This is a genomic window from Telluria sp. LT2P34 (genome assembly GCF_059685915.1).
This window is the reverse complement of the sequence record NZ_JCASIN010000003.1, coordinates 44,581-69,006: the sequence shown is the minus strand read 5'-3', so window position 1 is coordinate 69,006 and position 24,426 is coordinate 44,581. Positions and strand designations below refer to the sequence as shown.

The following is a 24,426-nucleotide window of genomic DNA, read 5'->3' as shown; positions in this document are numbered from 1 at the left end:
CGGCGCAATTGTCGCCATTATCCACTACAACCGCACGCAGCCAAAATAATCGCGCGTAAATGTAAAAAGCCGCAGGGCGTGTGCCGCTGCGGCTGGGGTGCAACCCGGCTGGACGCCGGGCCGCTATGGAGTGACGTGCCAGCGCTCTTTAAGCGACTTTCTTCTCGTCGAAGAACTGCTCGTCCTCGGTCGATCCATGCAGCGCCGTGGTCGAGCTCTGGTTCTGCTGGATGGCCTGGGTCACGGCGTCGAAATAACCGGTGCCGACTTCGCGCTGGTGTTTCACCGCCGTGAAGCCCTTCTCGGCAGCGGTGAATTCCGCTTCCTGCAGCTCCACGAAAGCCGACATGCCGCGGCGCGCATAACCGTGGGCCAGGTTGAACATGCCGTAGTTCAGCGAGTGGAAGCCGGCCAGCGTGATGAACTGGAACTTGTAGCCCATCGCGCCGAGTTCTTTCTGGAACTTGGCGATGGTCGCATCGTCCAGGTTCTTCTTCCAGTTGAACGAAGGCGAGCAGTTATAGGCCAGCATCTTGCCCGGGAACTTGGCGTGCACGGCATCGGCGAACTGCTTGGCGAAGGCCAGGTCCGGCTTGCCGGTCTCGCACCAGACCAGGTCGGCGAACGGGGCATAGGCCAGCGCGCGCGAAATCGCCTGGTCGATACCCGGACGCACCTTGTAGAAACCTTCCACGGTGCGTTCGCCGGTGCAGAATGGCTGGTCGATCGGGTCGACGTCGGACGTGAGCAGGTCGGCCGCCTCGGCATCGGTACGGGCAATGACCAGGGTCGAAGTGCCCATCACGTCGGCCGCCAGGCGCGCGGCGGTGAGCTTTTCGACCGCTTCGCGCGAGGGCACCAGCACTTTGCCGCCCATGTGGCCGCATTTCTTGACCGAGGCCAGCTGGTCTTCGAAGTGCACGCCGGCGGCGCCCGCTTCGATCATCGACTTCATCAGCTCGAAGGCGTTGAGCACGCCGCCAAAACCGGCTTCGGCATCGGCCACGATCGGTGCGAAGTAATCAATGTCGTCCTTGCCTTCCGACCATTGAATCTGGTCGGCGCGCTGGAAGGTATTGTTAATGCGGCGCACCACCAGCGGCACCGAGTTGGCCGGATACAGCGACTGGTCCGGGTACATCTCGCCGGCCACGTTGGCGTCGCCCGCGACTTGCCAGCCCGACAGGTAAATGGCCTTCAGGCCGGCCTTCACCTGCTGCATCGCCTGGTTGCCGGTCAGGGCGCCCAGGGCGTTGACGAAGGGCTCGTTGTTGACAAGATCCCACAGCTTTTCGGCGCCGCGCTTGGCCAGGGTGTGCTCGATCTGGAGCGAGCCGCGCAGGCGCACCACATCCTCGGCCGTGTAGTTGCGCACGACACCCTTCCAGCGTGGATTGGTTTCCCAGTCGGTTTTCAGGGCTGCGATTTGCTGTTCACGAGTTGCCATTTGATTCTCCTGATAGTGAAAACTGCTTAATTGCGAAATGAAATCCCTGAGACAAATCATAGATCAGGTTGTGCAGAGCACAATAGGTCTTATATAAGACAGCTGATTATTTTTATTCTATTTAAAAACAATGACTTGGAATTTATATTTCACGATGCGGAAAGAAATTTCTCAGAATGAGAATCGCAGGACCTGCATTCGTGCTGCAGCTTGTCACCCAGTGGAAGCTATATTTCACATGGTGAAATGATGGTCCAGGGCATTACGGCGAATTTTCGTGCGGAAACGAGACGAAAGGTTTGCACAATCTTGCAATTCGAACTTTTTAGTTTCTTTTCTTTGTAATTTGTTGACCTACAGCATCTTTCCGTGCAGCATGTTTCTAGCTAGTACTTACAACAACAGAGCGCAGGAACACCAGCGCCTAATCAGAGGGAATGTATTTTGAAAACGACTTTTCGCAAGCTGATCCTGGCGCTTGCCGCCACTACCCTAGTGAGTTCGGCTCAGGCCGGCGTGTTGCGCTTCCAGGACGTGGTCTTCACGACGACCTGGAGCCAGAACGTCCTGACCCTGGAAATCGATGCGGCAAAACGCAGCGGTGACTGGGCCGGCGCCCGCACGCTCGGTGCCATCGGCGTCAAGGAAGTGGGCCGCTTCGACAGCGTTTCGCTCGTCGGCGCACCGGCAGGCGCCGCGGCATGGCAACTGGATTCAAGCGAACTCAACGCGAACGGTTGTGAGGGCGGCGGCAAGAATGCGGACGACAAAGTGCTGTGTATCTATGGTGCTCCGATCCGGCTGACCGACAACATGCTGTTCAGCTTTGCTTTCACCGGCGCCCCGGACCTGGACCAGCCTCACCTGAAAGTCAACTTCCTCGACAGCAGGGGCGACAAGATCGGTAGCCTGATGTCCCTGGATGTTCCCGCCGGTGTCGCCCCGCCACCGCCGGACGGGACAGTGCCGCCAACGTCCATCCCGGAACCGCAAACCTTCGCCCTGATGCTGGCCGGCCTGGCCTTGATCGCCTGGCGCAGGCGCCGCTGAAGCTGCTCAGGCCTTCTGCGGCAGCGGTGCGCGGCCGTTCGCGCCCGCGCCCACGGCGGTGGCGATCGCCAGCGTCTGGAACAGCGCCACGCCGATGAAGAGCGCAGCCGGTTGCCCGTCGTCCATCAGGGTGCCGAACAGGAAGGGGCCGAGGGCCATGCCGCTGTCCAGGCCCGAATAGACGATGCCGAACACCCGTCCGCTCGCGTTTGGCGGCGCGGCGGCGCGGATCAGCAAATCGCGCGAAGGCCCGGCCACTCCCATCGCCAGGCCCATCGCCCCCATCACGACCACCACCATCGGCCCCGGCACGCTGCTGCTTGAGAGCAGCAGCGCGAGCGCGGCCGCGACCACGAAGGCAATGGCGATCGTGCGTCCGTGGTTGTGGGTTTTGGTAGCCAGGAAGCCGCCGGCCACCATGCCCAGCGCCGAGGACAGCATGAAGCTGGTGTAGGCGCTGGCTGCCGTCGCCAGGGAAATGCCGTACAGCGCAATCAGGCTGGTCGACGAAAAGGCCTGGATGCCGCCCAGCGCCACCGAGGTCAGGAAAAAGAAACCGAAACACATCCACACTTGCGGCAGGCGCAGGAAAGCGAAGGAACCACCGGCCGCCTGCGGGCCTTGCGGCTGCGGCGTGGCGCGTGCCGCGAGGGCTTTGCTGTTGAGCAGCAGGATCGCCAGCATGCAAAACGGAATCGCGGCGCTTGAGAGCAGCGCGATGCGCCAGCTCGAGAGCGTAGCGATACCTGCCAGGAACAGCGGCGCGGCGGCCCAGCCGATATTGCCTGCGATACCGTGCACCGAAAAGGCATGGGGCAAGCGCTCCTTCGACACGTTGTGGTTCAGGAGCGTATAGCCCGCCGGGTGGAACACGGCATTGCCGCAGCCGGCCAGGAGCGAGCCCAGCATCAAGACCGCGTAGTTGGGCGCGCTCGCCAGCAGCAGCGCCGCGATCCCCAGCAGGGCATGCCCGGCAAACAGCACCCGGCGCGCGCCGACGCGGTCGACGACGAAGCCCGACAAGGCCTGGCCGACGCTCGAGACCACGAAAAACACGGTCATCAAGAGGCCCAGCTCGGCATACGACAAGGCGAACGCCGTCTTCAGCCAGGGAAACAAGCCCGCCAGGATCAGGTGGAAAAAGTGCGACACCCCGTGCGAAACACCGACCAGGCCGATCACACGCGCATCCTGGCGCAGGCTTGTTGTACTCATGGGGTTGCCGACCAATTAAAAAGACGAAGACAGCCAGTGTAGTCAAAAGCCGGCGCGCCTGCAGGCGAGGCGCCGGCCGAGCAGGGCTTACTTCGCCAGCCAGACAAGCGTGGTGGTCAGGTAAGCATTATTGCCATTGCCGAGCAGCAGCAGGCGATTGCCAAGTTGCAGCGTGGCGATCACATCGCCGGTCGGCTCTCGCAGCCTCGCCAGGAGCACCGGTTCGCTCGCCGCCAGCGGGCCGCCGCCACTATTCGAACGCAAGACGGTGTTGAAGCCGTCGGCGGAGTCGCCCGGCCAATAGGGCGCAAACTGCCTGGCAACCACGTTCAGTTCGCCAGTACCCCCGGAGCCGAACGCACCGCCGTTGAGGGAGTCAAGCCAGGGCGCCTTGAACGCCTCCCCCGCCAATCCAGTGCCATTGGCCAGCAGCAGCCGGCCGTTGGCGTCGACGCGAGCGGCCGACAGGGGCGAAAGATTGTTCTTCCAGCAGGTGATAGCCAGTCCAGGCTGCAAACTGATCATGTTGGCCACCAGACACGCTTCTTCGGGAAGGTCGAGCGTGCTGCGCGACAGCACCATGCTGCCGGTGTCGATCGTGGCCAGTCGGCGGCGGATCGCCGGCAGGTTGCCCTCGTACCACGACAGGCCAAGCTGCTTGCCATCGATGGCCATGCTGAGGTTGTGGATGTCGGCGGCGACCGGCTCCATGACGACCAGCGGAGCACCGCGCGCCTGTCCATCGTCGCCGAAGCGGGCAGCGAGGGTCGAGCGCAAGTAGCGTCCGTCCGGCTCCTGGGTGGAGCGCAGCCAGGCGAGCCAGAAGCCGGCGCCGTCAGCCACTACCCGGTAGCCGATACGGTCGTAGTCGAGGGTCATGGCGGAATCGGTCAGCAGGGTGACAGGCGGGCGCAGGATGCGCTGGCCGGTGGCGTCGAGCGCCAGCATGCCCACAGCGCTGTTGCCCAGCTGCGCAAACAAGCGCAGTTCGTTGCCGCTACGCACCAGGCGCGGCTGGACCACCCAGGGGGCGCCCGGGAACAGCTCGCCCATCGCGTAGCTGCGGGCGGCCACCATCACCCCGCGTGCGTCGATCTGGGCCAGCACGATGCCGAGCGAGCTTGGCCGCTCTGGCAGGTAGCCGGCCACGACCGCGTGGGTATCGAAGCCGACGGCGTCGATCGGAAACTGCAATGCGCTGCCGGCCAGCGCCGAGGATGGCGGCGCCGCGGCCACTTGCGTCGGCAGGTATCCCAGGCCTTCGGTCAGCCCGTCCCAGTTTTCCAGCACTTCCGTGACCACTCTGTTGGGCAGGCCGTCGGTGTCGTTCGGCTCTTCGAGCCGCCGCTTGACGACGCCGATTCCCGGCGCATACCAGGTGCTCTGAACGACCTCATACACGGGCAAGGCAATCCGGGTCGTGCTGGGCGTCAGGCGAACGCGCAGCGTCGCGTCCACGCGAACGGCCTCGACGCCGCGGCGGTTGGGCAGGTCGACACTCTCCCTGCCCATGACCCGCGAATACATCGCGAGTGTGGCCGTTTCGTTCAGGCGGTCGCCGTCGAGGTCACTGCCGATATCGACATTCTTGCGCTCGAAGCTTCCGTACAGGTCGTTGACCCGGACCGGACTGCGCAACTCGGCGACCGTTTCGGCGATTCGCGGGCCGTTTTCCGACAATTCCGCGATCAGGCTGGCCGTGTACGCACCTCGGTCGAAGCGCAGGCCCTCAGTCTGGTCGACGCCGTCGTTGAACACGTTGGTGCCATGCTAAACATATCCCAGGTCATCCGAACCGGCCAGGCTGACCTTGTTGGAATAAATCAGGTTGTCGGCCGGTGAACTGCCACCGGTCTGGTCCAGTCCGCGATAAGACCACACCGCACCGGCGCGCAAGACGCGCAGCGGCGCCGCGTCAGCATGGAGGACCGCCCCAAGCGGGCCGGCTTCAGGAATGAGCGAGCTTTCACCCGGGGCCGGCGGCGGATTGATCACGACGATCGGCGGCGGAACAACGGGAACCTGATCCACCGGACCGCCACCGCCGCCGCACGCGACCAATAATGACAGGCAGGCCCAGGCGAGCACTGCCAGACTACGATGTCGATGCATGGAGAGATCCGGGTGGTGGAGTAATTTCAGAATTGCAACATCTTACTCGAACCGAACCGATAGAATCTCTCCCTTTGTCACGCTTACACCGACAGCGGCATCTTCGTGATCAGCTTGTCCAGGGTGACCGGATAGCTGCGCACACGTACCCCGGTGGCGTTGTAGACGGCGTTGGCGATCGCCGCCGCCACGCCGCAGATGCCCAGCTCGGCGATACCCTTGGCCTTCATCGGCGACGACATCGGATCGGTCTCGTCGATGAAAATGACTTCCTGGTGCGGGATGTCGGCATGCACCGGCACCTCGTAGCCGGCCAGGTCGTGGTTGACGAAGAAGCCGAGGCGCTTGTCGACCGCCAGTTCCTCCATCAGCGCCGCGCCCACGCCCATCGTCATCGCGCCGATCACCTGGCTGCGCGCCGTTTTCGGGTTCAGGATGCGCCCGGCCGCGCAGACGGCCAGCATGCGCCGCACCCGCACTTCGCAGGTGACGGCGTCGACGCCCACTTCGACGAAATGCGCGCCGAAGGTCGACTGCTGGAAGCGCTCGCTGATGTCGCCGTATTCGATCATGTCTTCCGCGACCAGTTCGCGCTCGCCCACGGCCTGGGCCAGGGGCATGCTCTTGTCGCCGGCGCGCACCAGGCCGTCGGCGAAGATGGCGCGTTCCGGGTCGAAGCCGGCGCCCTTGGCAACCGCCTCGCGCAGCTTCATGCAGGCGGCATAGACGCCGGCCGTCGAATTATTCCCGCCCCACTGCCCGCCCGAACCGCAGGACGCCGGGAAGCTGGAATCGCCCAGGCGCACCTTCACGCGCTCCATCGGCACGCCCATCATCTCGCTGGCCGTTTGCGCGATGATGGTGTAGCTGCCGGTGCCGATGTCGGTCATGTCGGTTTCCACGGTCAGGAAACCGCGCCGGTCGAGGCGCACGCGCGCCGCGGATTTGGTCAGCATGTTGTCGCGGATGGCCGCGGCCATGCCGACGCCGACCAGCCAGCGCCCGTCGCGCACCTGTCCCGGCTTGGCCGAGCGCTTGTTCCAGCCAAAACGCTCTGCGCCCGTCTGCAGGCATTTGATGAACTGGCGCTGCGAGAACGGCGGATGCGGGTTGTGCTTCTTTTTTTCTTCGGGCTTCTTCGATTGCGGGTCGTTTGACGGCGGCTTTTCCGGGTTGTCCGGCACTACCTGGGTATCGTTCAGGATGCGGAACTGCACCGGGTCGATGCCGAGCTTTTCCGCCATCTCGTCCATCGCGATTTCCAGCGCCGCCATGCCGGGCGCTTCGCCGGGGGCGCGCATCGCGTTCGCTTCCGGCAGGTCCATGCTGGCCACGCGGTTCGAGGTCATGCGGTGCTCGCCCGCATACAGGGTGCGGGTCTGGGTCGAGCCGTTTTCCGGGCTGCCTTCGGGCAGGTTGCCGGACGCCGTATCGTGGGCGATGGCCGTGATCTTGCCCTCGCGCGTGGCGCCGATGCGGATGCGCTGGATGGTGGCCGAGCGATGGGTGGTGTTGTTCGGGATCAGCGCGCGCTGCATCGTCACCCGCACCGGGCGTCGCGCCGCTTTCGCGCCGAGGGCGGCCAGAACGGCGTCGGCGCGCACGAACAGCTTGGAACCGAAGCCGCCGCCGATGTACGGCGACATGAGGTGCACCTTGTCTTTCGGGATGCCCAGGGTCTTGGCCACGTCGCCCTTGCCCCAGGCGATCATCTGGTTCGAGGTCCACAGGGTCAGCCGGTCGCCGTCCCAGGCCGCGACGCTGGCGTGCGGCTCCATCATCGAATGCGACTCATGGGCAGTATGGTATTCGGCATCGAGCTTGACTGGCGCCGAGGCAAAGGCGCCCGTGAAGTTGCCGACCCTGGTTTCGGCCGAGCTGTCCTTTTTCGGCGCGGCGGCCTTGTTGCGCACCGCTTCCAGGTCATACACGCCCGCGTCGCGCTCGTAATTGATGCGTAGCAGGTGGGCGGCGGCGCGCGCCTGCTCGAAGGTTTCGGCAACGACCAGCGCCACCGCCTGGTGATAGTGCTCGATGCGCGGGCCGCCCAGCAGCAGGGCCGTGTTGAAATTGCCCTTGTGGAGCTTGCCGGCGTTCGCCGCGTTGACGATGGCGATCACGCCGGGCGCCGCTTTCGCCGCCGTCATGTCCATCGAGACGATGCGCCCTTTGGGGATGGCCGAACCGACGATATAGCCGTGGGCCTGGTTCGGCACCACGTCGTGGCGGTCCATGGCATAGGGCGCGGTGCCCGTGGTTTTCAGGGGACCGTCGATGCGGCTGATCGGCTGGCCCACGACCTTCAACTGGTCGATCGGATTGGTGCTTGCGGGATCGTTGAATTTCATGGCTTACCCTTTTTTTGCGTCGGCGATGATTGAAGCGATCGCGCGCGTCGCCAGCGGTACTTTATATGCGTTGTGCTCGGTCGTGCGTGCGCCTGCCAGCAAGGCGGCCGCATAGGCTTCGGCGCCGCGCGGCATGGACGCTTCGGCCGCTTCGACGCGCCAGGGCTTGTGGGCGACGCCGCCCAGCGCCATGCGCCCGCTGCCGTCGCGCTGCACGATGGCCGCCACCGACACCAGCGCAAAAGCATACGAGGCCCGGTCGCGCACCTTGCTGTAGACCTGCATGCCGCCAATCGGCGCCGGCAAGGTCACAGCCGTGATCAGCTCGCCCGGTTTCAGGTTGTGGTCGATCTGCGGCGTCTTGCCGGGCAGACGGTGGAAGTCGGCAATCGGGATCACGCGGGTGGCGCCGTCCGGACTCACGGTTTCCACCTGGGCGTCGAGCACGCGCATGGCGACGGCCATGTCGCTCGGGTGGGTGGCGATGCACAGCTCGCTCTGGCCGACAATCGCGTGCAGGCGCGAAAAGCCCTGCAGCGCGCCGCAGCCGCTGCCGGGTTTGCGCTTGTTGCAGGGCTGGTTGGTATCGTAGAAATACGGGCAGCGCGTGCGCTGCAGCAGGTTGCCGGCGGTGGTTGCCTGGTTGCGCAGCTGGCCCGAGGCGCCGGCCACCAGCGCGCGGGTCAGCACGCCGTAGTCGCGCCGCACGCGGGCGTCGGCGGCCAGGTCGCTGTTCCTCACCAGAGCGCCGATGCGCAGGCCGCCGTTCGATGTCGGCTCGATCCGGTCGAGGGCGAGGTCGTTGACGTCGATCAGGTGGGCCGGCGTTTCGATCTGCAGCTTCATCAGGTCCAGCAGGTTGGTGCCGCCGGCAATGAAGCGCGAATTAGGGATGCGCGCGGCCGTGGCCGCGGCTTGCGCCGGCGAAGTGGCGCGTTCGTAGGTGAATGATTTCATGCTTTCATCCCCCCGCGCGGCGCGGCCGATGGTGCACCCGAGGCGACGCCGGCAACTTCCGCGATCGCTTCCTGGATGTTCGAGTAGGCGCCGCAGCGGCACAGGTTGCCGCTCATGCGCTCGCGAAATTCGATCGGGCTGGCCTGCACAGGCGCGTTCAGGTCCGCCGTCACGTGACTCGGGGCACCGGCGCGCATTTCATCGAGCATGCCGACGGCCGAGCAGATCTGGCCCGGCGTGCAGAAGCCGCACTGGAAGCCGTCGTGCTTGATGAAGGCCGCCTGCAGCGGATGCAGGTTGGCGGCGTTGCCGAGGCCTTCGATGGTGGTGATCTCGTGGCCTTCCTGCATGACGGCCAGGGTCAGGCAGGAGGTGACCCGGCGTCCGTCGACGATCACGGTGCAGGCGCCGCACTGGCCCTGGTCGCAGCCCTTCTTGCTGCCGGTCAGGTGCAGGCGCTCGCGCAGCGCATCGAGCAAGGTGGTGCGCGGGTCGACCATCAACTGGTGTTCGGCGCCATTCACGCGCAGCCGGATGCTCATCGTTGCGGGAGCGCCAGGAGCTGCTACCTGTGCGACGGCGGCAGCCTCGGCGTTGGGCGCGAGCTGGGCGGCGGCGGCGACGCCGCCGACGGCCACGGCGGACGCTTTCAGCAGCTGGCGCCGGTTTGAATCGAAGTCGGGCATCGTCTTTCCTTCTCAAAAATGGGTCGTAGCGGCAGTGGAGCACTGACGAAACATGCAGAATTGATTGTATGACGTTCCGGATTTGCTTGTTTTTTTTAAAACACTCCAGTGCGCCCCAAAATGGTGCATCGATTTGACGAAAAAAAAAGGAGCGCATCGCTGCGCTCCTTTGCTTGTGCTTACAAGCGGCTTACTTCGCCAACTCCACCACCGGCTCGTCGCCGAAGGCCAGCTGCCCGCCGCGCACCCGCACGGCGATCCTGTCCTTCGGCCCGAAGCGGCCCGACAGGATCGCTTTCGACAGCGGATTTTCGATCTGCTGCTGGATCGCGCGCTTCAAAGGCCGCGCGCCATACACCGGATCGAAACCGGCATCGGCGATTTTCTGCAGCGCGTCCTCGTCGATGTCGAGCGTCATTTCCATCTTCGCCAGGCGCTCTTCCAGGCTGCGCAGCTGGATGCGGGCGATCGCGCCGATGTTCTTTTCGTCCAGCGCATGGAAGACCACGATGTCGTCGATGCGGTTGATGAACTCCGGACGGAAGTGTCCGCGCACCTCGGCCATGACCGCCATCTTGACCACCGCCGGCTCGTCGGTGTCCATCGACTGGATCTTGTGCGAACCGAGGTTCGAGGTCATCACGATCACCGTGTTCTTGAAGTCGACGGTGCGGCCCTGGCCATCGGTCATGCGGCCGTCGTCGAGTACCTGCAGCAGCACGTTGAACACGTCCGGGTGCGCCTTTTCGATTTCATCGAGCAGGATCACGCTGTAGGGTTTGCGGCGCACGGCTTCGGTCAGGTAACCGCCCTCCTCGTAGCCGACATAGCCCGGCGGCGCGCCGATCAGGCGGGCGACCGAATGCTTCTCCATGAATTCGCTCATGTCGATGCGGATCATCGACTCCTCGGTATCGAACAGGAAGGACGCGAGGGCCTTGCACAGTTCGGTCTTGCCGACGCCGGTCGGCCCCAGGAACATGAAGGAACCGTAGGGGCGGTTCGGATCCGACAGGCCGGCGCGCGAACGGCGGATCGCATCCGACACCGCCTCGATCGCTTCGTCCTGGCCGACCACGCGCTCGTGCAGCTTTTCCTCGATGTGCAGAAGCTTGTCGCGCTCGCCCTGCATCATGCGCGACACGGGAATGCCGGTCGCGCGCGACACCACTTCGGCGATTTCCTCGGCGCCGACCTGGGTGCGCAGCAGCTTGGGCTTGGCGCTGCCGTCGCTTTCCGCCCGCAAGGTCGCCTCCTCCGCCTGCTTGAGTTGCGCTTCGAGCTGGGGCAGCTGTCCGTACTGGAGCTCAGAGACCACCTGCCAGTTGCTCTGGCGCTTGGCTTCCTCCATCTGGAAGCGGATGCGCTCGATCTCTTCCTTGATATGGGTCGTGCCCTGCACCGCGGCCTTTTCCGCCTTCAGGATTTCCTCGAAATCGTTGTACTCGCGCTCGAGGCGCGCGATCTCCTCGCCGATCAGCTCCATGCGGCGCTGCGAAGCTTCGTCGGTCTCGCGGCGCACGGCTTCGCGCTCGATCTTCAGCTGGATCAGGCGGCGCTCGAGCTTGTCCATCACTTCCGGCTTGGAGTCGATCTCGATCTTGATTTTCGACGCCGCCTCGTCGATCAGGTCGATCGCCTTGTCCGGCAGGAAGCGGTCGCTGATATAACGGTGCGACAGTTCGGCCGCGGCGATGATCGCCGGGTCGGTGATCTCGACCTTGTGGTGCAGTTCGTATTTCTCCTGCAGGCCGCGCAGGATGGCGATCGTCGCCTCCACCGTCGGCTCGTCGACGATGATCTTCTGGAAGCGGCGCTCGAGCGCGGCGTCCTTTTCGACATACTTGCGGTATTCGTCGAGCGTGGTGGCGCCGACGCAGTGCAGCTCGCCGCGCGCCAGGGCGGGTTTCAGCATGTTCCCGGCATCCATCGCGCCTTCGGCCTTGCCGGCGCCGACCATGGTGTGGAGTTCGTCGATGAAGACGATGGTCTGGCCCTCGTCCTGGGCCAGCTCCTTGAGCACGCTTTTCAGGCGCTCCTCGAATTCGCCGCGGTACTTGGCGCCGGCCAGCAGCGCCGCCATGTCGAGCGAGAGCACGCGCTTGCCCTTCAGGGAATCGGGCACTTCGCCGTTCACGATGCGCTGGGCCAGGCCCTCGACGATGGCGGTCTTGCCGACGCCCGGCTCGCCGATCAACACCGGATTGTTCTTGGTGCGGCGCTGCAGCACCTGGATGGCGCGGCGGATTTCGTCGTCGCGGCCGATCACGGGGTCGAGTTTGCCCATGCGGGCGCGTTCGGTCAGGTCAAGCGTGTATTTTTTCAGCGATTCGCGCTGGCCCTCGGCATCCTGCGAACTGACGTTCTCGCCGCCGCGCACGGCGGAAATGGCCGATTCCAGCGATTTGCGCGCCAGCCCGTGCTCGCGCGCCAGGCGGCCGGCGTCGGATTTATCCTCCGTCAGCGCCAGCAGGATCATTTCGGAAGACAGGAACTGGTCGCCGCGCTTCTGCGATTCGCGGTCCGCGAGGTTGAGCAAGGCCACGAGCTCGCGCCCGACCCGGGTCTCGCCGCCAGTGCCAGAGACCTTCGGCAGGCGCTCGACAGCGTTCTTCAGCGCCGTGCCGAGCGCGCCGACATTCACGCCGGCACGCTGCAGCAGCGAGCGGGCGCCACCGTCGTCCTGGTTCAGCAGGGCGACCAGCAGGTGCACCGGTTCGATATATTGATTGTCGTTGCCGACCGCCAGGCTCTGGGCATCCGCCAGCGCTTCCTGCAGCTTGGTCGTCAATTTGTCTTGCCGCATTTTGTGCTCCCTAGAGGATTATCTTAACTAGGAAACAAATTGGGATGGCGCGCCGCATTTCAAGATGCGGCCGTGCCGCAGTCAGCATCGTCCTACAAAGGGCCGTCGCATTTTTGCGTCAGGAAACTTCGTGTTTTTCTAATGTTCCGCGTCAGGCGCCTGCGCTCGTTATACTGTTGCCCGACTTCCACCAGCTGCAACCCCGGACCGACAACATGCCTAACGACGACGACAACATCACCCAGGACGAACCCGTTTCTAAACGGCTGCGCGCCCTGGTCCGCTCGATGCCCCGCAGCGGCATCACGCTCAGCGAACTGATCCATCAGGTCGGCAACGACGGCCTGTTGATCCTGACCGCCCTGCTGACGCTGGTGTTCCTGATTCCCGTGTCGATTCCCGGCGTAAGCACGGTGTTCGGCGCCGCCATCCTGCTCATCGGGGTGAGCCGCCTGTCCGGACGCGACCTGTGGATCCCGTCGAAAATCAAGCACCGCACCATCGCCACCAGAAAGCTGCGCCCGCTGCTGCGCAAGGCCCTGCCCTGGCTGCAAAAGCTCGAGCGCGTGAGCCGCCCGAATCGCATCCACTGGCTGGTGGCCAACGGCCCGATCCAGCACCTGAACAACGCGTCACTGATCCTGGGCGCCGTGCTCTTGATGATGCCCTTCGGCCTGATCCCGTTCAGCAATACCTTCCCGGCCGTGGCGCTGCTGTTCTTCGCCATCGGCCTGCTGCAGCGCGATGGCGTCTGCGTGTTGCTGGGCCATATCAGCAACATCGTCACGATCATCTATTTCACCCTGCTGATCGGCGGCGGTGGATTGGCGGCGCGCGAAGTGTTCAATCGAATGACGAACTGAAGCGTGCCCGGCCCGTTTCAGCCGCGCAGGGCGCGCCAGGTCGCAAAACCGGCGATGCACAGCAGGAGCGACCCGGCCAGGTGCAGTATCGTGTGGGCCACCGCCCAGCCGTAGTCGCCGCGCTGCAGCAGCGTCATCGACTCGCCGGAAAAGCTGGAAAAGGTGGTCAGGCCGCCGAGGAAGCCGGTGACGAGCAACAGGCGCCACTCCGGCGACAGATGCGGGTGGCTCGAGAAAAAGCCGAGTGCGATCCCGATCAGGTAGCCGCCGACAAGGTTGGCCGCCAGGGTGCCGGCCTGCAGCTGGGCGTGCGCGCTGGCGAGCCACAGGCCGAGTCCCCAGCGCAGCCAGGCGCCGACGGCCGCGCCGCCGCCCACCGCCGCGACCGCAAGCCAGTTCAGGCTGCCGCCCACTTGGCTTTGGCGCTGTCGTCGGAGATGCGGGCGTCGACCCAGCGCGCCCCTTGCGGCGTTTGCTCCTTCTTCCAGAACGGCGCGTCCGTCTTCAGGTAGTCGATGATGAATTCGCAGGCGGCGAAGGCCTCGCCGCGGTGCGCCGCGCTGCAGGCCACCAGCACGATCTGCTCCATCGGCGCCATCGGGCCGACCCGGTGGATCACCAGCGCGTCGTACAGCGGCCACCGCGCCCTGGCCTGGTCGACGATGTCTTCCAGCGCCCGTTCGGTCATGCCGGGGTAATGTTCGAGTTCGAGCGTGGAGACGGCAGCGCCCTCGTTCATGTCGCGCACGGTGCCGACGAAACTGACCACGGCGCCGACGCGCGGATCGCCCTCGCGCAGGCGCGCCAGTTCCAGGCCGAGGTCGAAGTCCCCGGTTTGCACCCTGACGGCGCTCATTTGGCGCCCATCCGCATCACCAGCTGCTCCACGCGCAGCGCGGTGCGCTCGTCGGCCAGCGCCGGCAGCGCGCACACGGCATGCAGCCCGTCGTGGCGCTGGCCCGGCCCATGCGCGCCGTGTTGTTTGACCGCGCCGCTTTTCAGGGTCGACTGCAAGGCTTCGACCTGAAGTTTCAGGCGCTCGCGTGCGAATTCGGCGCCGCTGTCGACCCCGGCCGCGACTTCCTGGCGCAGCAACTCGTTCAGCAGGGTCGTGCGATTGTCTTCGAGCAGGCGCGCATAGGCTGTGCGGTCGCTGTCGACGGCATACAGGGCCGCTGCGAAGCGGGCCTCGAGCACGGGGTCGTACTCGGGTCCGGCAGGCAGCAAGGCGGCCCAGCGCTGGCGCCAGGCGCTGCTTGAGACTTCCTGCTCCAGCTCGGCGACGGCGGCTTCCAGCTCCTGGCAGGCGCGCAGCTTGTCGCGCAGGGCGCCGGCCAGTGCGGAGCCGGCCGCGCGGCGTGCGAGGTCGGCGTGGTGCTGCACCCGGGCGACGGCCTCGTGGTAGCGTTTTTCGACGCGTGCTTCGTGGGCGCGCGGCACCGGGCCGATGGCCTGCCATTCGGCGGCCGCCTCGCGCAGCAGCTTGCCGGCGCCGGCCGGGGTGACCTCGGGCGCGGCGGCTTCCAGACGCGCGCTGATCGCTTCCTTGACAGTTTCGTGGGCGCGCCGTTCGATGTCGGCCGCATGGACGCTGTCCTTGCGCCGGGCAAACAGCGCGTCGCATTCGGCGCGAAAGCGCGCCCACAGCGCCTGCTCGGCCTTGCGTTCGAGCGGCAGCGCGCGTGCATGCTCTTGCCAGCGTGCCTGGATTTCGCGCAGGCGGTCGATGGCGTGGCGGTCCTGCGGGTCGAGCGCGGCGACCTCGTCGATGAGTTGTTCGCGTCCGCTCATCTCGGCCTTGCGCTGCTCTTCGAGCGGCCCCTGCAGCGTGGTGAGGGCGGCCGCGAATTGCTGGTCGAGGCGTTTCTTGTCCTTGCGGTCGATGGCGCCCAAATGGCTCCAGGTCAGGCGCAGGCGCTGGACGGTGCCGGCCACGTGCTTCCAGTCGGCGTCCCCGGATTGCAGGCGCGCGATTTCGGCATTGGCTTCCAGCACCAGCGCTTCGCCGAGCGCGGCATTCGCATGGCGCTCGTCGGCCAGGTGCTTGAAATGGGCGGCCGCCGGGGCATAGGCCACCGTGCAGGCCTGGTCGAAACGTTCCCAAAGGCTTTTCGGGGCGGCGCCGGACAGGCTGTCGAGCGCCTTCCAGCGCTCGCGCATGCTGCCGACCTTTTTCGCCAGTTCGGCCATCGCCAGCTTCTGGGTCGACAACGCTTCCACGGTCTTGATCAGTTCCTCGCGCGAAACATTGCCGCCCCAGCGCGCCCAGTCCGACAGGCGCTTGAGCTCGGCGCGCAGGTGCGCCAGGCGGTCGGACTGCTCGCTTGTGAGGCGCATGCCCTTGCCCTTGCTCTCCTTGAGCACCTTGTCGAGTTCAGCGGCATGGGCCAGCGAGCCTTGCTGCAGGGCCGCTTCCAGCGCGTCGAGCGTGTCGAGGAAGGCCTGGTCGGCGCCGCGTCTTTTTTCCTGGCCGGGCCGGGCCTCGGCGGCATGCGCGCCGTCTTCGCCCGCGCCCACATGCGCCTCGTGCGTGCTGGCGTCCACCGCGTCGCCGTCCTCAGGCACCGTGTCGGCCGTGGCCCTGGCGCCGCGCGCCGCACGGGCGCCCTCGCGCGGCTGATCACGTGGCTGAGCGCGTGGCTTGTCGTGTGGCTTGTGCGCTGCTTGCGGCAGACTCGCCAGCAAGGCATCGAAGCGTTCCTGGAGTGCGGCCGTGGCCGCGTTTTGCGCTGGCGCCGGCGCCGGCAATGCCTGCCAGGCGCGGCGCAAGGTCTCGGCGCTCAACTCTTCTACCGGCTGGGCCTGCCATTCGGCAAGCATGGCCTCGCGTGCGGCCAGCGCCGCCCGTGCCTGTTCCAGCGTCGCCAGCAGGCCTTGCGCGCGCGCCTGCTCGATGGCGAGCTCGGCGACAAGCGCGCGTGGCAGGGAAATCCGTTCCGGGTGAGCAAGCGCCGCTTCCTGTTCCTGCGCCATGCGCTCCAGGATGGCTGCCAGTTCGGCGGCATTGAGCGCGTCCGGATCGAGGCGGCGCAGCGCGGCCAGGCGATCGATCATGGCGCGCTGCAGCTGCACTTGCGCTTCGAGGCGCGCGCCCAGAGCCATGCGCACCGGGGCGAAGGCGTCCTGCAATTCGGGGGCGGCGATGACTGCCCACTTGCGGTCGAGGTCGGCGACCTGGTTCGGTGTCAGGTGTTCGTCCTGCAGCAGTGCCCTGGCCTGTTCCAGCATCGCGTGGCCACGGGCGAGTTCCGCTTCGTGGTGGCGGATCGCGTCCAGGCGCGACTGCGTCAGTTTGGCGACACGGCGGTCGATGTTGCGCATGGCCGTGTGCACGCGTTCGAGCGCGCTGCGGCTGTGCAGCAGCTCGGCCGCGGCGAGGCGCAGTTCGGCGTAATCGGAATGGAGAATGAAGTCGACGACGCCGGATTCGTCGCCGCCCTGGGACTTCAGCTGCTGGAGCTGTTCGGCCTGCTGCTCGCGTCCTGCTTTGGCATCGCGCTGGCCGGCTGCGGCCTCGACCGGCGCAGTGGCGGCGGCCTCGGGCTTGCCAGGGCGCTTGCCGTCCGGCTTGCCTTCAGGTCTGGCGTCGGCCTTGCCCTGGACTTTGCCCACGGGCTTGCCACCGGTCTTGTCGCCCTGACGCTTGAAAAGGAATTCGAACATGATGAAGTCGCAGTTTCAAAACCCTCATCATAGCAAAGAACGATGACAGCTTTTCTACCGCACCCGGCAGGCGCGCCCCGGCTCGGTGGGCAAAGCTCAGTGCGCCAGGCTCAAGGGCGGACCTTGGCGGTGAACCCGTTCGACCCGCGCCGGGCGGCTGGCCGGCGGCGCCGGCCGGCCGCGGTGCTCCTCGGCATACGCGTCGTGCGCCAGCATCTGGTTGGCAACCGCGAACCAGGCGTCGCCGGCGATTGCGGCACGGGCGACCGGGAACAGTTCGCGCTCTTCGCGTTCAAAGCGCACCGTCAGCGCGGCGCAAAAACGCTCGACCGCCAGGCAGAACGCATCGACGCGCTCTTCATTGTCGACGCCCTCGCTCAGCAGCTTGCACGCCGTGTCGAGCGCCTCGGCCGCACTGCGGCTGAGCATGTCGAGTTCGCACAGCAGCGGATTGGCGCCGGCCCCGGCGCGGCGCAGGGCCGGCATCAGGAATTTGTCGAACTTGCGGCGATGACATTGTTCATACAGGCGGCGCAGCGTGTCGCACACATACTCGGCCTGGCCAGTGGTGAGCGCGCTCCGGCGTGTGTAGCCTTTTTGCACGAGCTGCTCGACGGCGTGCAGGCCGACGCGCATGTTTGTTTGCTCGACAGACAGGGCAATGAGCGTGTAGGTGGCGGTAAGCATTCAGTCTCCTCTCGACGTCGTCAACGCAGGCAAATGCTCCCCGGAAGGGGCACAGCCCGGCTGGACATACTGGTTTTGGGACAGGCCGTTGTTTGTTTTTCTATTCTTCAGCCTGAAAGAACTAGTAGTTTAGGGAGCGCCGACATGCTGGGTTTGATCTTGCGCAAACTCCGCGATCGCGAGATGCCAGTGAGTCAACCGGCTGCGGCCACGCGCGTTAGCGCTTTTTCAGCCATCCCGATGGCCGCGGCCAGGGCCGGCGCCAGCCCGGCAGGCTCGGTGCGGCCCAGCTGCACGGCCGGGCAGGCATGCCAGCGCGCACAGCGGAGCAAGGCCTGCGCCACGTCGCGCAGCAGCGCGTCGCTCATGCGCAGGCCCGGCTCGAACCACACCGTTTTCACCTCGAACACGCCGGTTTTCCGGTGCGCCTTGGCGTCGACGCGCCCGACCAGCACGCCGCGCCGCAGCAGCGGCAAGGTGAAATAGCCGTAACGGCGCTTCGCCGCCGGCGTATAGCATTCGAGCCGGTAATCGAAACCGAACAGTTCCAGGGCCCGGCGCCGGTCCCAGACCACCGGATCGAAGGGCGACAGGAGCGTCGTGAGGCTCGGCCGCAAGGCGCCGGCGCCAGCTTGCGCGGCGAGCCCGGCGTGATCCGGGTGGATATACACCGGCTCGTCCCAGCCATCGACGCGGACGCGCAACAGCAGGCCTTGCGTCACCAGCGCCGCCAGGTCGACATGCGGGCGCCGGGTACGGTGATAGTCGGGAATCCAGCTTGCGCGCGCCAGGCCCAGCGCCTTGACCGCCTGCAGCACGAAAGCGCGCCGCACCTCTGCCAATGCGGGCATGCGGGCGTCGTCCCAGCCCGGCAGTACGCGCTCTGCCAGGTCGTAGACGCGCTGGAAATGGTGGCGGCGCGCCACCATCAGGGCGCCGGAAGTAAACAAACCCTCGAGCGAACGCTTTTCGGGCTTCCACTGCCACCAGTTTTCCCCCTTGGCGCCTGCCTTGGCGTCGGTGCGCTCGAAATCCGACGAGCGCACCGGACCGTGGGTGCGGATATGCGCCAGCAGCGCCGCCACTTCGCCGCTGCGCTCGCGCATCCAGGCGCCTGAATATTTCCAGCCCATGGCGGCCGGATCGAGCATGCGGTGGCGGTAGAGTCCATAATCCTCGCTCGGAATGAAGCAGGCTTCGTGGGCCCAGTACTCGAACAGCTTGCCCTCCGCCAGCAATTCGTCCAGCCACGCGGGGGCGTAGTCGCCGAGCCGGCTCCACAGCACGAAATACGGACTGCGCGCCACCACGTTGATGGTGTCGATCTGCAACAGGCCCATGCGCCGGATCGCATTCAGCACATCGGCCTTGGTCGCCTTGCACCGGCGCGGCTGCAACAGGCCCTGGGCCGCCAGGTGCAGGGCGCGGGCGGCGCCGATCGACAGGATTAATCCGCTCATGCAATGATTCTAATGAGATTCCCGTGCCGGGCCGCGCCCGTTCCGGATTTTTTTTGAAGCTGCGTCGTGGCTGCGTTATAGTGCAGCCGACTCCCAATTTCCCCAGATTTCGACTCCCATGCGGCTGTTGCACACTTCAGACTGGCATCTCGGCCAGACCCTGCACAATTACGACCGCAGCTACGAGCACGAGTGCTTCCTCGACTGGTTGCTCGATACCATCGTGCGGGAACAGGCCGACGCACTGCTGATCGCGGGCGACATTTTCGACAACGCCAATCCCTCGTCGGCCGCCCAGCGCCAGCTCTACCGTTTCCTGCAGCGGGCGAAGTCGCGCACGCCGCACCTGCAAATTGTCGTGATCGCCGGCAACCACGATTCGCCGGGCCGGCTGGAAGCGCCCGGTCCGCTGCTGGAAGCACACGGCACCGTCGTGATCGGCAACGTGGTGCGCGGGCCGGACGGCGCGATCGACCTCGAGCGCCTGGTGGTGCCGCTGCGCGACCGCGCCGGACAAGTCAAGGCCTGGTGCCTCGGCATTCCTTTCCTGCGCCCGGGCGACGTGCCGCGCGCCGACGCCGAGGGCGACGCCTACCTGAATGGCATCGCCCTGCTCTACCAGCAAGCCTTTGCACTGGCGCAGGCGCGGCGCGAACCCGGCCAGGCGATCCTGGTAATGGGCCATTGCCACATGGTCGACGGGCAGTCCTCGGTCGATTCCGAGCGCCGCATCGTCATCGGCGGCACCGAAGCGCTGCCGGCCTCGATGTTCGATCCCGACATCGCCTACGCCGCGCTCGGCCACCTGCACCTGGCGCAGCGCGTCGGCAAGAAGGAGCACCTGCGCTATTGCGGCAGCCCCTTGCCGCTGTCCTTCGCCGAAGTCGGCTACCAGCACCAGGTGCTGCGCATCGACCTCGACGGCGCGGTGGCGAAGGAAGTCACGCCGCTGTACGTGCCGCGCGCGGTCGAGCTGCTGCGGGTCCCGCCCAAGCCGGCGCCGCTGGCCGAGGTGCTGGCCGCGCTCGAGAACCTGGAGCCGGAGCCTGGTTTGCCGCTCGAACGCCGGCCCTACCTGGAAGTGCGGGTGCTGCTCGAAGGCCCCGAGCCGAGCCTGCGCGCCCAGGTCGAGGCGGCGATCGCCGGCAAGGCGCTGCGCCTGGCGAAGATCGAACCGACGCGCAAGCTCGTCGCCGCGCAGGATGGCCACGACGCCCTGACGCTCGACCAGCTGGCCCAGCTGCAGCCGGACGACATCTTCCGCCGCCTGTGGCAGCAGCGCTTCGGCGAGGATGCGCCGGGCGATCAGTTGTCGGCGTTCGCCGAACTGATGCTGCCGGGCGATGGAGAGCGCACATGAAGATCCTGCGCATCAGCGGGCGCAACCTGGCCTCGCTCGCCAGCGAGTTCACGGTCGACTTCGAGAGCGAGCCGCTGGCCTCGAGCGGCCTGTTCGCGATCTGCGGCCCGACCGGCGCCGGCAAAAGCACCCTGCTCGACGCCCTCTGCCTGGCCCTGTACGGCAACACGCCGCGCCTGCAATGGAAGAGCAGCCGCGGGGCCCTGCCCGACGCCGGCGGCGAAAGCGTCTCGACCACCGACGCCCGTAACCTGCTGCGGCGCGGCGCCGCCGAGGGCCATGCCGAAGTCGATTTCGTCGGCAACGACGGCATCCGCTACCGCGCGCGCTGGAGCGTGCGGCGCTCGCGCAACAAGGTCAGCGGCCTGCTGCAGGCCTCGAACCAGACTCTGCACCGGCTGCCGGAACTGGCGCCGCTGGGCAGCACCAAGACCGAAACCCAGGCCGAAATCGCGGCGCGCATCGGCTTGTCCTTCGAGCAGTTCACGCGCTCGGTGCTGCTGGCCCAGAACGAGTTTTCGGCCTTTTTGAAAACCGACGAGAACGAGCGCGGCGAACTGCTGGAAACACTCACCGGCAGCGCCGTCTACAGCGCCATTTCAAAGCGCGCCTACGAGCGCTACAAGCTGGAGCAGGACGCCGTGCGGCGCCTGGCCTCGCGCCTGGCGGACCACGCGCCGCTGGCATTCGAGGCGCGCGAGATTCTCGACGCCGAGCGCGCGGCGGCGGACGCCGCGCTGCAGGCGGTCGACGTCCGGCGCGCCCTGCTCGAAGCCCAGCTGCGCTGGCACCAGGAAAGCGAACGGCTGCGCCAGAACGAAGCGCAGGCGGAACACCTGCTGCAGGAGGGGCGCGCGGCGGTGGCGGCGGCGAATGAACGCCGCCTGCGCCTGTCCACCCTCGAAGAAGTGCAAACTGCGCGCCCGCTGATGGCCGAACTGGCGCGTTTCGAGGCCGAGCGCGTCCAGCTCGAGACGACGCTGGCGAACGGCCAGGCGGAATTGGCGCGCGTCCAGGAAGCGGCGCGCCAGGCCGCGCAGGGGGTGCAGGCCGCGACGCTGGCATTGGAAACGGCGGAAGCCGCGCAGGCGCAGGCCGCCGCCCAACTCGATGCGGCCAAGGCGCTCGACGCCACCGTCGCCACCCTGCTCGAGACGCATTCCACCCTGGCGGCAGCACGCGACGACACCGCGCGCGCAGCCGCCGCCACGCGCGCGGCGCTGCTGGAGGCCGACGCCCAGCTGGCACGCACCCGCGCCGCTGAAAACGCCAGCCTTGCATGGCTGGCGGCGCACCGCCAGCACGAGGCCCTGGCCGCGCAATGGCCGCGCTGGGACAAATTGTTCGGCCAGGCGGCGCAGGCGGCCGGCGCAGAGGCGGCGAATATCGCCGCCCTGGCAAAGCTCGAGCGGGCGCGCGTCAACGCGGCCGCCACGCTCGAAGCGGCGCTCGAATCCGCCCGCCACGGCGCCAGCCGCATCGCCGCACTCGATGCCGCGCGCCAGGGGGCCGTCGCCACCCTGGCCGGCTTCGACCTCGACGCCCTGCACGCCGAACGCCAGCGCCTCGATGCACGGCGCGAAGCCCTGGCGGCCGCCGCGCGCATCGCGAAACAGCTGCACCTGGCGCGCGAACGCCTGGCCCGCATCGATGCCGAACGCGAACAGACGGCAGCGGCGCGCCGCGAGGCCGACACGGGACTTGCCGCCACGCTGGCCGCCACCGCGGCGCTGGCCGCCGCCGCCGACCAGGCCGAAGCTGCGCTCGGCGCGGCCGAACGGGCGGTCGCCGACAAGGTCGAAGACCTGCGCGCCGCGCTGGTCGAGGACGAACCCTGCCCGGTCTGCGGCAGCGCAACCCATCCGTATGCGCACCAGGACGAACGCCTGCATGCCGTCTTCGACATGCTGCGCGCCCAGCTGGCCGAACGGCGCGCGGCGGTCCAGAACAACCTGAGCGACCAGGCCAGGCGGCGCACGCAGCTTGACGCCCTGGATGAGCGGCTGGCCGCGCTCGGCAAGGAAAGCGCCGCGCTGCTGCTTGAGCTCGAGGAGCTCGACGCCGCCTGGAGCGCCGGCCCGCTGGCCCCGGAAGCGCCGCCCGCGGGCGCGCGCCAGCCCTGGTTCGAAGCGCAAAACGCCGCCGTGCAGCAAGCCCTGGACGCGATCGAGACGCGCCAGCAGGCGGCGCGCCAGGCGGTGCACGCGCGCGAGGCCGCGCAGGCCGCGTTCGACGCGGCCAATGCCGAGCAGCTGCGCCTGGCCGAGCTGGCTGGAGCCGCCCAGAACGGCCTCTCGAACTTCGAGATCGAGCACAAGACCCTGTCCGCCCAGCTGGAACGCGAGCGCGCGGCGCTCGCCGCCCTGCTGGCCGAGCTCGATCCTGTGGTGGCCGGGTTTGCCGGCGATGGCTGGCAGGATGCCTGGCGCCGCGATCCGGCCCGCTGGCAAGCGGCGCGCGCGAATGAAGCGGGTGCATGGAGCACGCAAGCGGCCGGGCTGGCCGAGCAGCGCGCCGCGCTGGCGGCACTGGCGTCGAACGCGCGCGAAGCGGCCGTGCGCGCCGAGCACGCGGCCGCCGCCGCCGCCGCCGCCCTGGCGGCCTTCGAGCGCAGCGACGCCGAACTGCGCGAGCGGCGCCTGGCGCGCGCCGCCCTGTTCGACGGCCACGCCGTGGGCGAGGTCGAGCAAAGCCTGCGCCGCACCGTGACCGGCGCACGCGAAGCCCTGGCATTGCGCCAGGCGGCCTCGAACGAGGCCGCCCAGCGCGAGACCCGCGTGCGCAGCACCCTGAGCCAGGCCCAGGAGCGCATCGGCGCACTCCAGGACGACGCCCGCGACGCCGGCGCGCGCCTGGCCGACTGGCTGGAAGACTACGCCGCCCACCACGCCGACCTGGAGCCGGTCGCCAACCAGGCGCAGCTGGCCAGCCTGCTGGCGGTGGGCGCCGCCTGGCTGGCCCAGGAGCGCAGCGCGCTGGCCGAACTCGACGCGGCGCTGGCAAGGGCGCAGGCCGTGCTGGCCGAGCGCAAGGCCCAGCGCGACCTGCACCAGGAAAGTGTGGCGCCCGATGGCATGATGCTCGAGGCAGCAGCCGTCGCCGACGCACTCGAAGCGGTGCTGGAAGAGCGCAGCGCCGTCCACGAACGGGCCACCGGTCTACGCCTGCAGGCGGCCCAGGACGACGAGCGGCGCACCAGGGCGCAGTCGATGCTGGCGGAAATCGAGTGCCAGCAGGCCATCGAACAGCGCTGGGGCCGCTTGTCCGAGCTGATCGGCTCGGCCGACGGCAAGAAATTCCGCAACTACGCCCAGCAGTTCACGCTCGACGTGCTGCTCGGCTACGCCAACAGCCACCTCGGACAACTGGCGAAACGCTACCGCCTGGAGCGGGTCGACAACGCCGGCGCGCCCTCGCTCGGCCTGATGGTGCGCGACCAGGACATGGGCGGCGAAATCCGCTCGGTCAATTCGCTCTCGGGTGGCGAATCCTTCCTGGTGTCGCTGGCCCTGGCGCTCGGCCTGGCCTCGCTGTCCTCGAACCGGGTGCGGGTCGAGTCGCTGTTCATCGACGAGGGCTTCGGCTCGCTCGACAGCGAGACCCTCGGCATCGCGATGGACGCCCTCGACGCGCTGCAGTCGATGGGCCGCAAGGTGGGCGTGATCTCGCACGTGCATGAAATGACGGAGCGGATCGCGGCCAAGATCCAGGTGCGGCCGACCGGCGGCGGCAGCAGCGCCGTCAGCGTGGGCGTATAAGCCAAAAAACGCGC

At 67.0% G+C, this 24,426-nt stretch carries 17 protein-coding genes; 4 read left to right on the top strand and 13 right to left on the bottom strand.

Annotation, left to right across the window (positions count from 1 at the left end; genetic code table 11):
• Positions 1–148: 148 nt before the first annotated feature.
• Positions 149–1,447 (bottom strand): isocitrate lyase, encoded by a 1,299-nt coding sequence (aceA, locus tag AC56KZ_RS10930; RefSeq protein ID WP_497162196.1) that lies wholly within the window; start codon positions 1,445–1,447, stop codon positions 149–151.
• Positions 1,448–1,891: 444 nt separating this feature from the next.
• Here aceA and AC56KZ_RS10925 point away from each other — a divergent pair, with 444 nt between their 5' ends.
• Positions 1,892–2,497 carry a PEP-CTERM sorting domain-containing protein gene (locus tag AC56KZ_RS10925; RefSeq protein ID WP_497162195.1) on the top strand — a complete coding sequence of 202 codons (606 nt, stop codon included), beginning with the start codon at positions 1,892–1,894 and terminating at the stop codon, positions 2,495–2,497.
• Positions 2,498–2,503: 6 nt separating this feature from the next.
• Here AC56KZ_RS10925 and AC56KZ_RS10920 read toward each other — a convergent pair whose 3' ends face one another.
• The 7 genes from AC56KZ_RS10920 to clpB all read right to left on the bottom strand — a co-directional run bounded on the left by AC56KZ_RS10920 (position 2,504) and on the right by clpB (position 12,621).
• Complete coding sequence (locus AC56KZ_RS10920) at positions 2,504–3,712, bottom strand: MFS transporter (RefSeq protein ID WP_497162194.1); 1,209 nt, start codon at positions 3,710–3,712, stop codon at positions 2,504–2,506.
• An 87-nt stretch (positions 3,713–3,799) separates the two neighbouring features.
• Positions 3,800–5,470 carry a hypothetical protein gene (locus tag AC56KZ_RS10915; protein WP_497162193.1) on the bottom strand — a complete coding sequence of 557 codons (1,671 nt, stop codon included), beginning with the start codon at positions 5,468–5,470 and terminating at the stop codon, positions 3,800–3,802.
• A 12-nt stretch (positions 5,471–5,482) separates the two neighbouring features.
• Positions 5,483–5,824: a hypothetical protein gene (locus AC56KZ_RS10910; protein ID WP_497162192.1), complete on the bottom strand. Its 342-nt coding sequence runs from the start codon at positions 5,822–5,824 to the stop codon at positions 5,483–5,485.
• A gap of 83 nt (positions 5,825–5,907) precedes the next feature.
• The gene (paoC, locus tag AC56KZ_RS10905; RefSeq protein ID WP_497162191.1) at positions 5,908–8,172 is read right to left on the bottom strand and encodes an aldehyde oxidoreductase molybdenum-binding subunit PaoC; all 2,265 of its coding nucleotides are present in this window, start codon (positions 8,170–8,172) and stop codon (positions 5,908–5,910) included.
• Between the two features lie 3 nt (positions 8,173–8,175).
• Entirely contained in the window at positions 8,176–9,129 is a 954-nt protein-coding gene (locus AC56KZ_RS10900) for an FAD binding domain-containing protein (protein WP_497162190.1), read from the bottom strand.
• Entirely contained in the window at positions 9,126–9,815 is a 690-nt protein-coding gene (gene paoA / locus AC56KZ_RS10895) for an aldehyde dehydrogenase iron-sulfur subunit PaoA (protein WP_497162189.1), read from the bottom strand. The genes AC56KZ_RS10900 and paoA overlap by 4 nt, the downstream gene beginning before the upstream one ends.
• Before the next feature lie 190 nt (positions 9,816–10,005).
• Complete coding sequence (clpB, locus tag AC56KZ_RS10890) at positions 10,006–12,621, bottom strand: ATP-dependent chaperone ClpB (protein WP_497162188.1); 2,616 nt, start codon at positions 12,619–12,621, stop codon at positions 10,006–10,008.
• Positions 12,622–12,836: 215 nt separating this feature from the next.
• Between clpB and AC56KZ_RS10885 the strand changes: the two genes are divergently transcribed.
• Positions 12,837–13,484 carry an exopolysaccharide biosynthesis protein gene (locus AC56KZ_RS10885; protein ID WP_497162187.1) on the top strand — a complete coding sequence of 216 codons (648 nt, stop codon included), beginning with the start codon at positions 12,837–12,839 and terminating at the stop codon, positions 13,482–13,484.
• A gap of 17 nt (positions 13,485–13,501) precedes the next feature.
• Here the strand turns inward: AC56KZ_RS10885 and crcB are convergent, their stop codons facing one another.
• The 5 genes from crcB to AC56KZ_RS10860 form a co-directional block, all read right to left on the bottom strand.
• On the bottom strand, positions 13,502–13,885 hold the full coding sequence (gene crcB, locus AC56KZ_RS10880) for a fluoride efflux transporter CrcB (protein ID WP_497162494.1): 384 nt from the start codon (positions 13,883–13,885) through the stop codon (positions 13,502–13,504).
• The gene (gene moaE, locus AC56KZ_RS10875; RefSeq protein ID WP_497162186.1) at positions 13,882–14,340 is read right to left on the bottom strand and encodes a molybdopterin synthase catalytic subunit MoaE; all 459 of its coding nucleotides are present in this window, start codon (positions 14,338–14,340) and stop codon (positions 13,882–13,884) included. Before moaE ends, crcB begins: the two co-directional genes overlap by 4 nt.
• A complete protein-coding gene (locus AC56KZ_RS10870) occupies positions 14,337–17,147 on the bottom strand; it encodes a DUF349 domain-containing protein (RefSeq protein ID WP_497162185.1) in 2,811 nt (936 codons plus the stop codon). Before AC56KZ_RS10870 ends, moaE begins: the two co-directional genes overlap by 4 nt.
• A gap of 96 nt (positions 17,148–17,243) precedes the next feature.
• On the bottom strand, positions 17,244–17,834 hold the full coding sequence (locus AC56KZ_RS10865; protein ID WP_497162184.1) for a hypothetical protein: 591 nt from the start codon (positions 17,832–17,834) through the stop codon (positions 17,244–17,246).
• Between the two features lie 194 nt (positions 17,835–18,028).
• Positions 18,029–19,294, bottom strand: a complete 1,266-nt coding sequence (locus AC56KZ_RS10860; protein WP_497162183.1) for a winged helix-turn-helix domain-containing protein — start codon at positions 19,292–19,294, stop codon at positions 18,029–18,031.
• Between the two features lie 118 nt (positions 19,295–19,412).
• Here AC56KZ_RS10860 and AC56KZ_RS10855 point away from each other — a divergent pair, with 118 nt between their 5' ends.
• Both AC56KZ_RS10855 and AC56KZ_RS10850 read left to right on the top strand, forming a co-directional pair.
• Positions 19,413–20,654, top strand: a complete 1,242-nt coding sequence (locus AC56KZ_RS10855; RefSeq protein ID WP_497162182.1) for an exonuclease SbcCD subunit D C-terminal domain-containing protein — start codon at positions 19,413–19,415, stop codon at positions 20,652–20,654.
• A complete protein-coding gene (locus AC56KZ_RS10850; RefSeq protein WP_497162181.1) occupies positions 20,651–24,412 on the top strand; it encodes an AAA family ATPase in 3,762 nt (1,253 codons plus the stop codon). The genes AC56KZ_RS10855 and AC56KZ_RS10850 overlap by 4 nt, the downstream gene beginning before the upstream one ends.
• Positions 24,413–24,426 lie beyond the last annotated feature (14 nt).

Bases quoted from the DNA above. Each gene is read 5' to 3' on its own strand.
- aceA (WP_497162196.1), bottom strand. From the start codon at position 1,447: ATGGCAACTCGTGAACAGCAAATCGCAGCCCTGAAAACCGACTGGGAA.
- AC56KZ_RS10920 (WP_497162194.1), bottom strand. From the start codon at position 3,712: ATGAGTACAACAAGCCTGCGCCAGGATGCGCGTGTGATCGGCCTGGTC.
- AC56KZ_RS10910 (WP_497162192.1), bottom strand. From the start codon at position 5,824: ATGCATCGACATCGTAGTCTGGCAGTGCTCGCCTGGGCCTGCCTGTCA.
- paoC (WP_497162191.1), bottom strand. From the start codon at position 8,172: ATGAAATTCAACGATCCCGCAAGCACCAATCCGATCGACCAGTTGAAG.
- AC56KZ_RS10900 (WP_497162190.1), bottom strand. From the start codon at position 9,129: ATGAAATCATTCACCTACGAACGCGCCACTTCGCCGGCGCAAGCCGCG.
- paoA (WP_497162189.1), bottom strand. From the start codon at position 9,815: ATGCCCGACTTCGATTCAAACCGGCGCCAGCTGCTGAAAGCGTCCGCC.
- clpB (WP_497162188.1), bottom strand. From the start codon at position 12,621: ATGCGGCAAGACAAATTGACGACCAAGCTGCAGGAAGCGCTGGCGGAT.
- AC56KZ_RS10885 (WP_497162187.1), top strand. From the start codon at position 12,837: ATGCCTAACGACGACGACAACATCACCCAGGACGAACCCGTTTCTAAA.
- moaE (WP_497162186.1), bottom strand. From the start codon at position 14,340: ATGAGCGCCGTCAGGGTGCAAACCGGGGACTTCGACCTCGGCCTGGAA.
- AC56KZ_RS10870 (WP_497162185.1), bottom strand. From the start codon at position 17,147: ATGTTCGAATTCCTTTTCAAGCGTCAGGGCGACAAGACCGGTGGCAAG.
- AC56KZ_RS10865 (WP_497162184.1), bottom strand. From the start codon at position 17,834: ATGCTTACCGCCACCTACACGCTCATTGCCCTGTCTGTCGAGCAAACA.
- AC56KZ_RS10860 (WP_497162183.1), bottom strand. From the start codon at position 19,294: ATGAGCGGATTAATCCTGTCGATCGGCGCCGCCCGCGCCCTGCACCTG.
- AC56KZ_RS10855 (WP_497162182.1), top strand. From the start codon at position 19,413: ATGCGGCTGTTGCACACTTCAGACTGGCATCTCGGCCAGACCCTGCAC.
- AC56KZ_RS10850 (WP_497162181.1), top strand. From the start codon at position 20,651: ATGAAGATCCTGCGCATCAGCGGGCGCAACCTGGCCTCGCTCGCCAGC.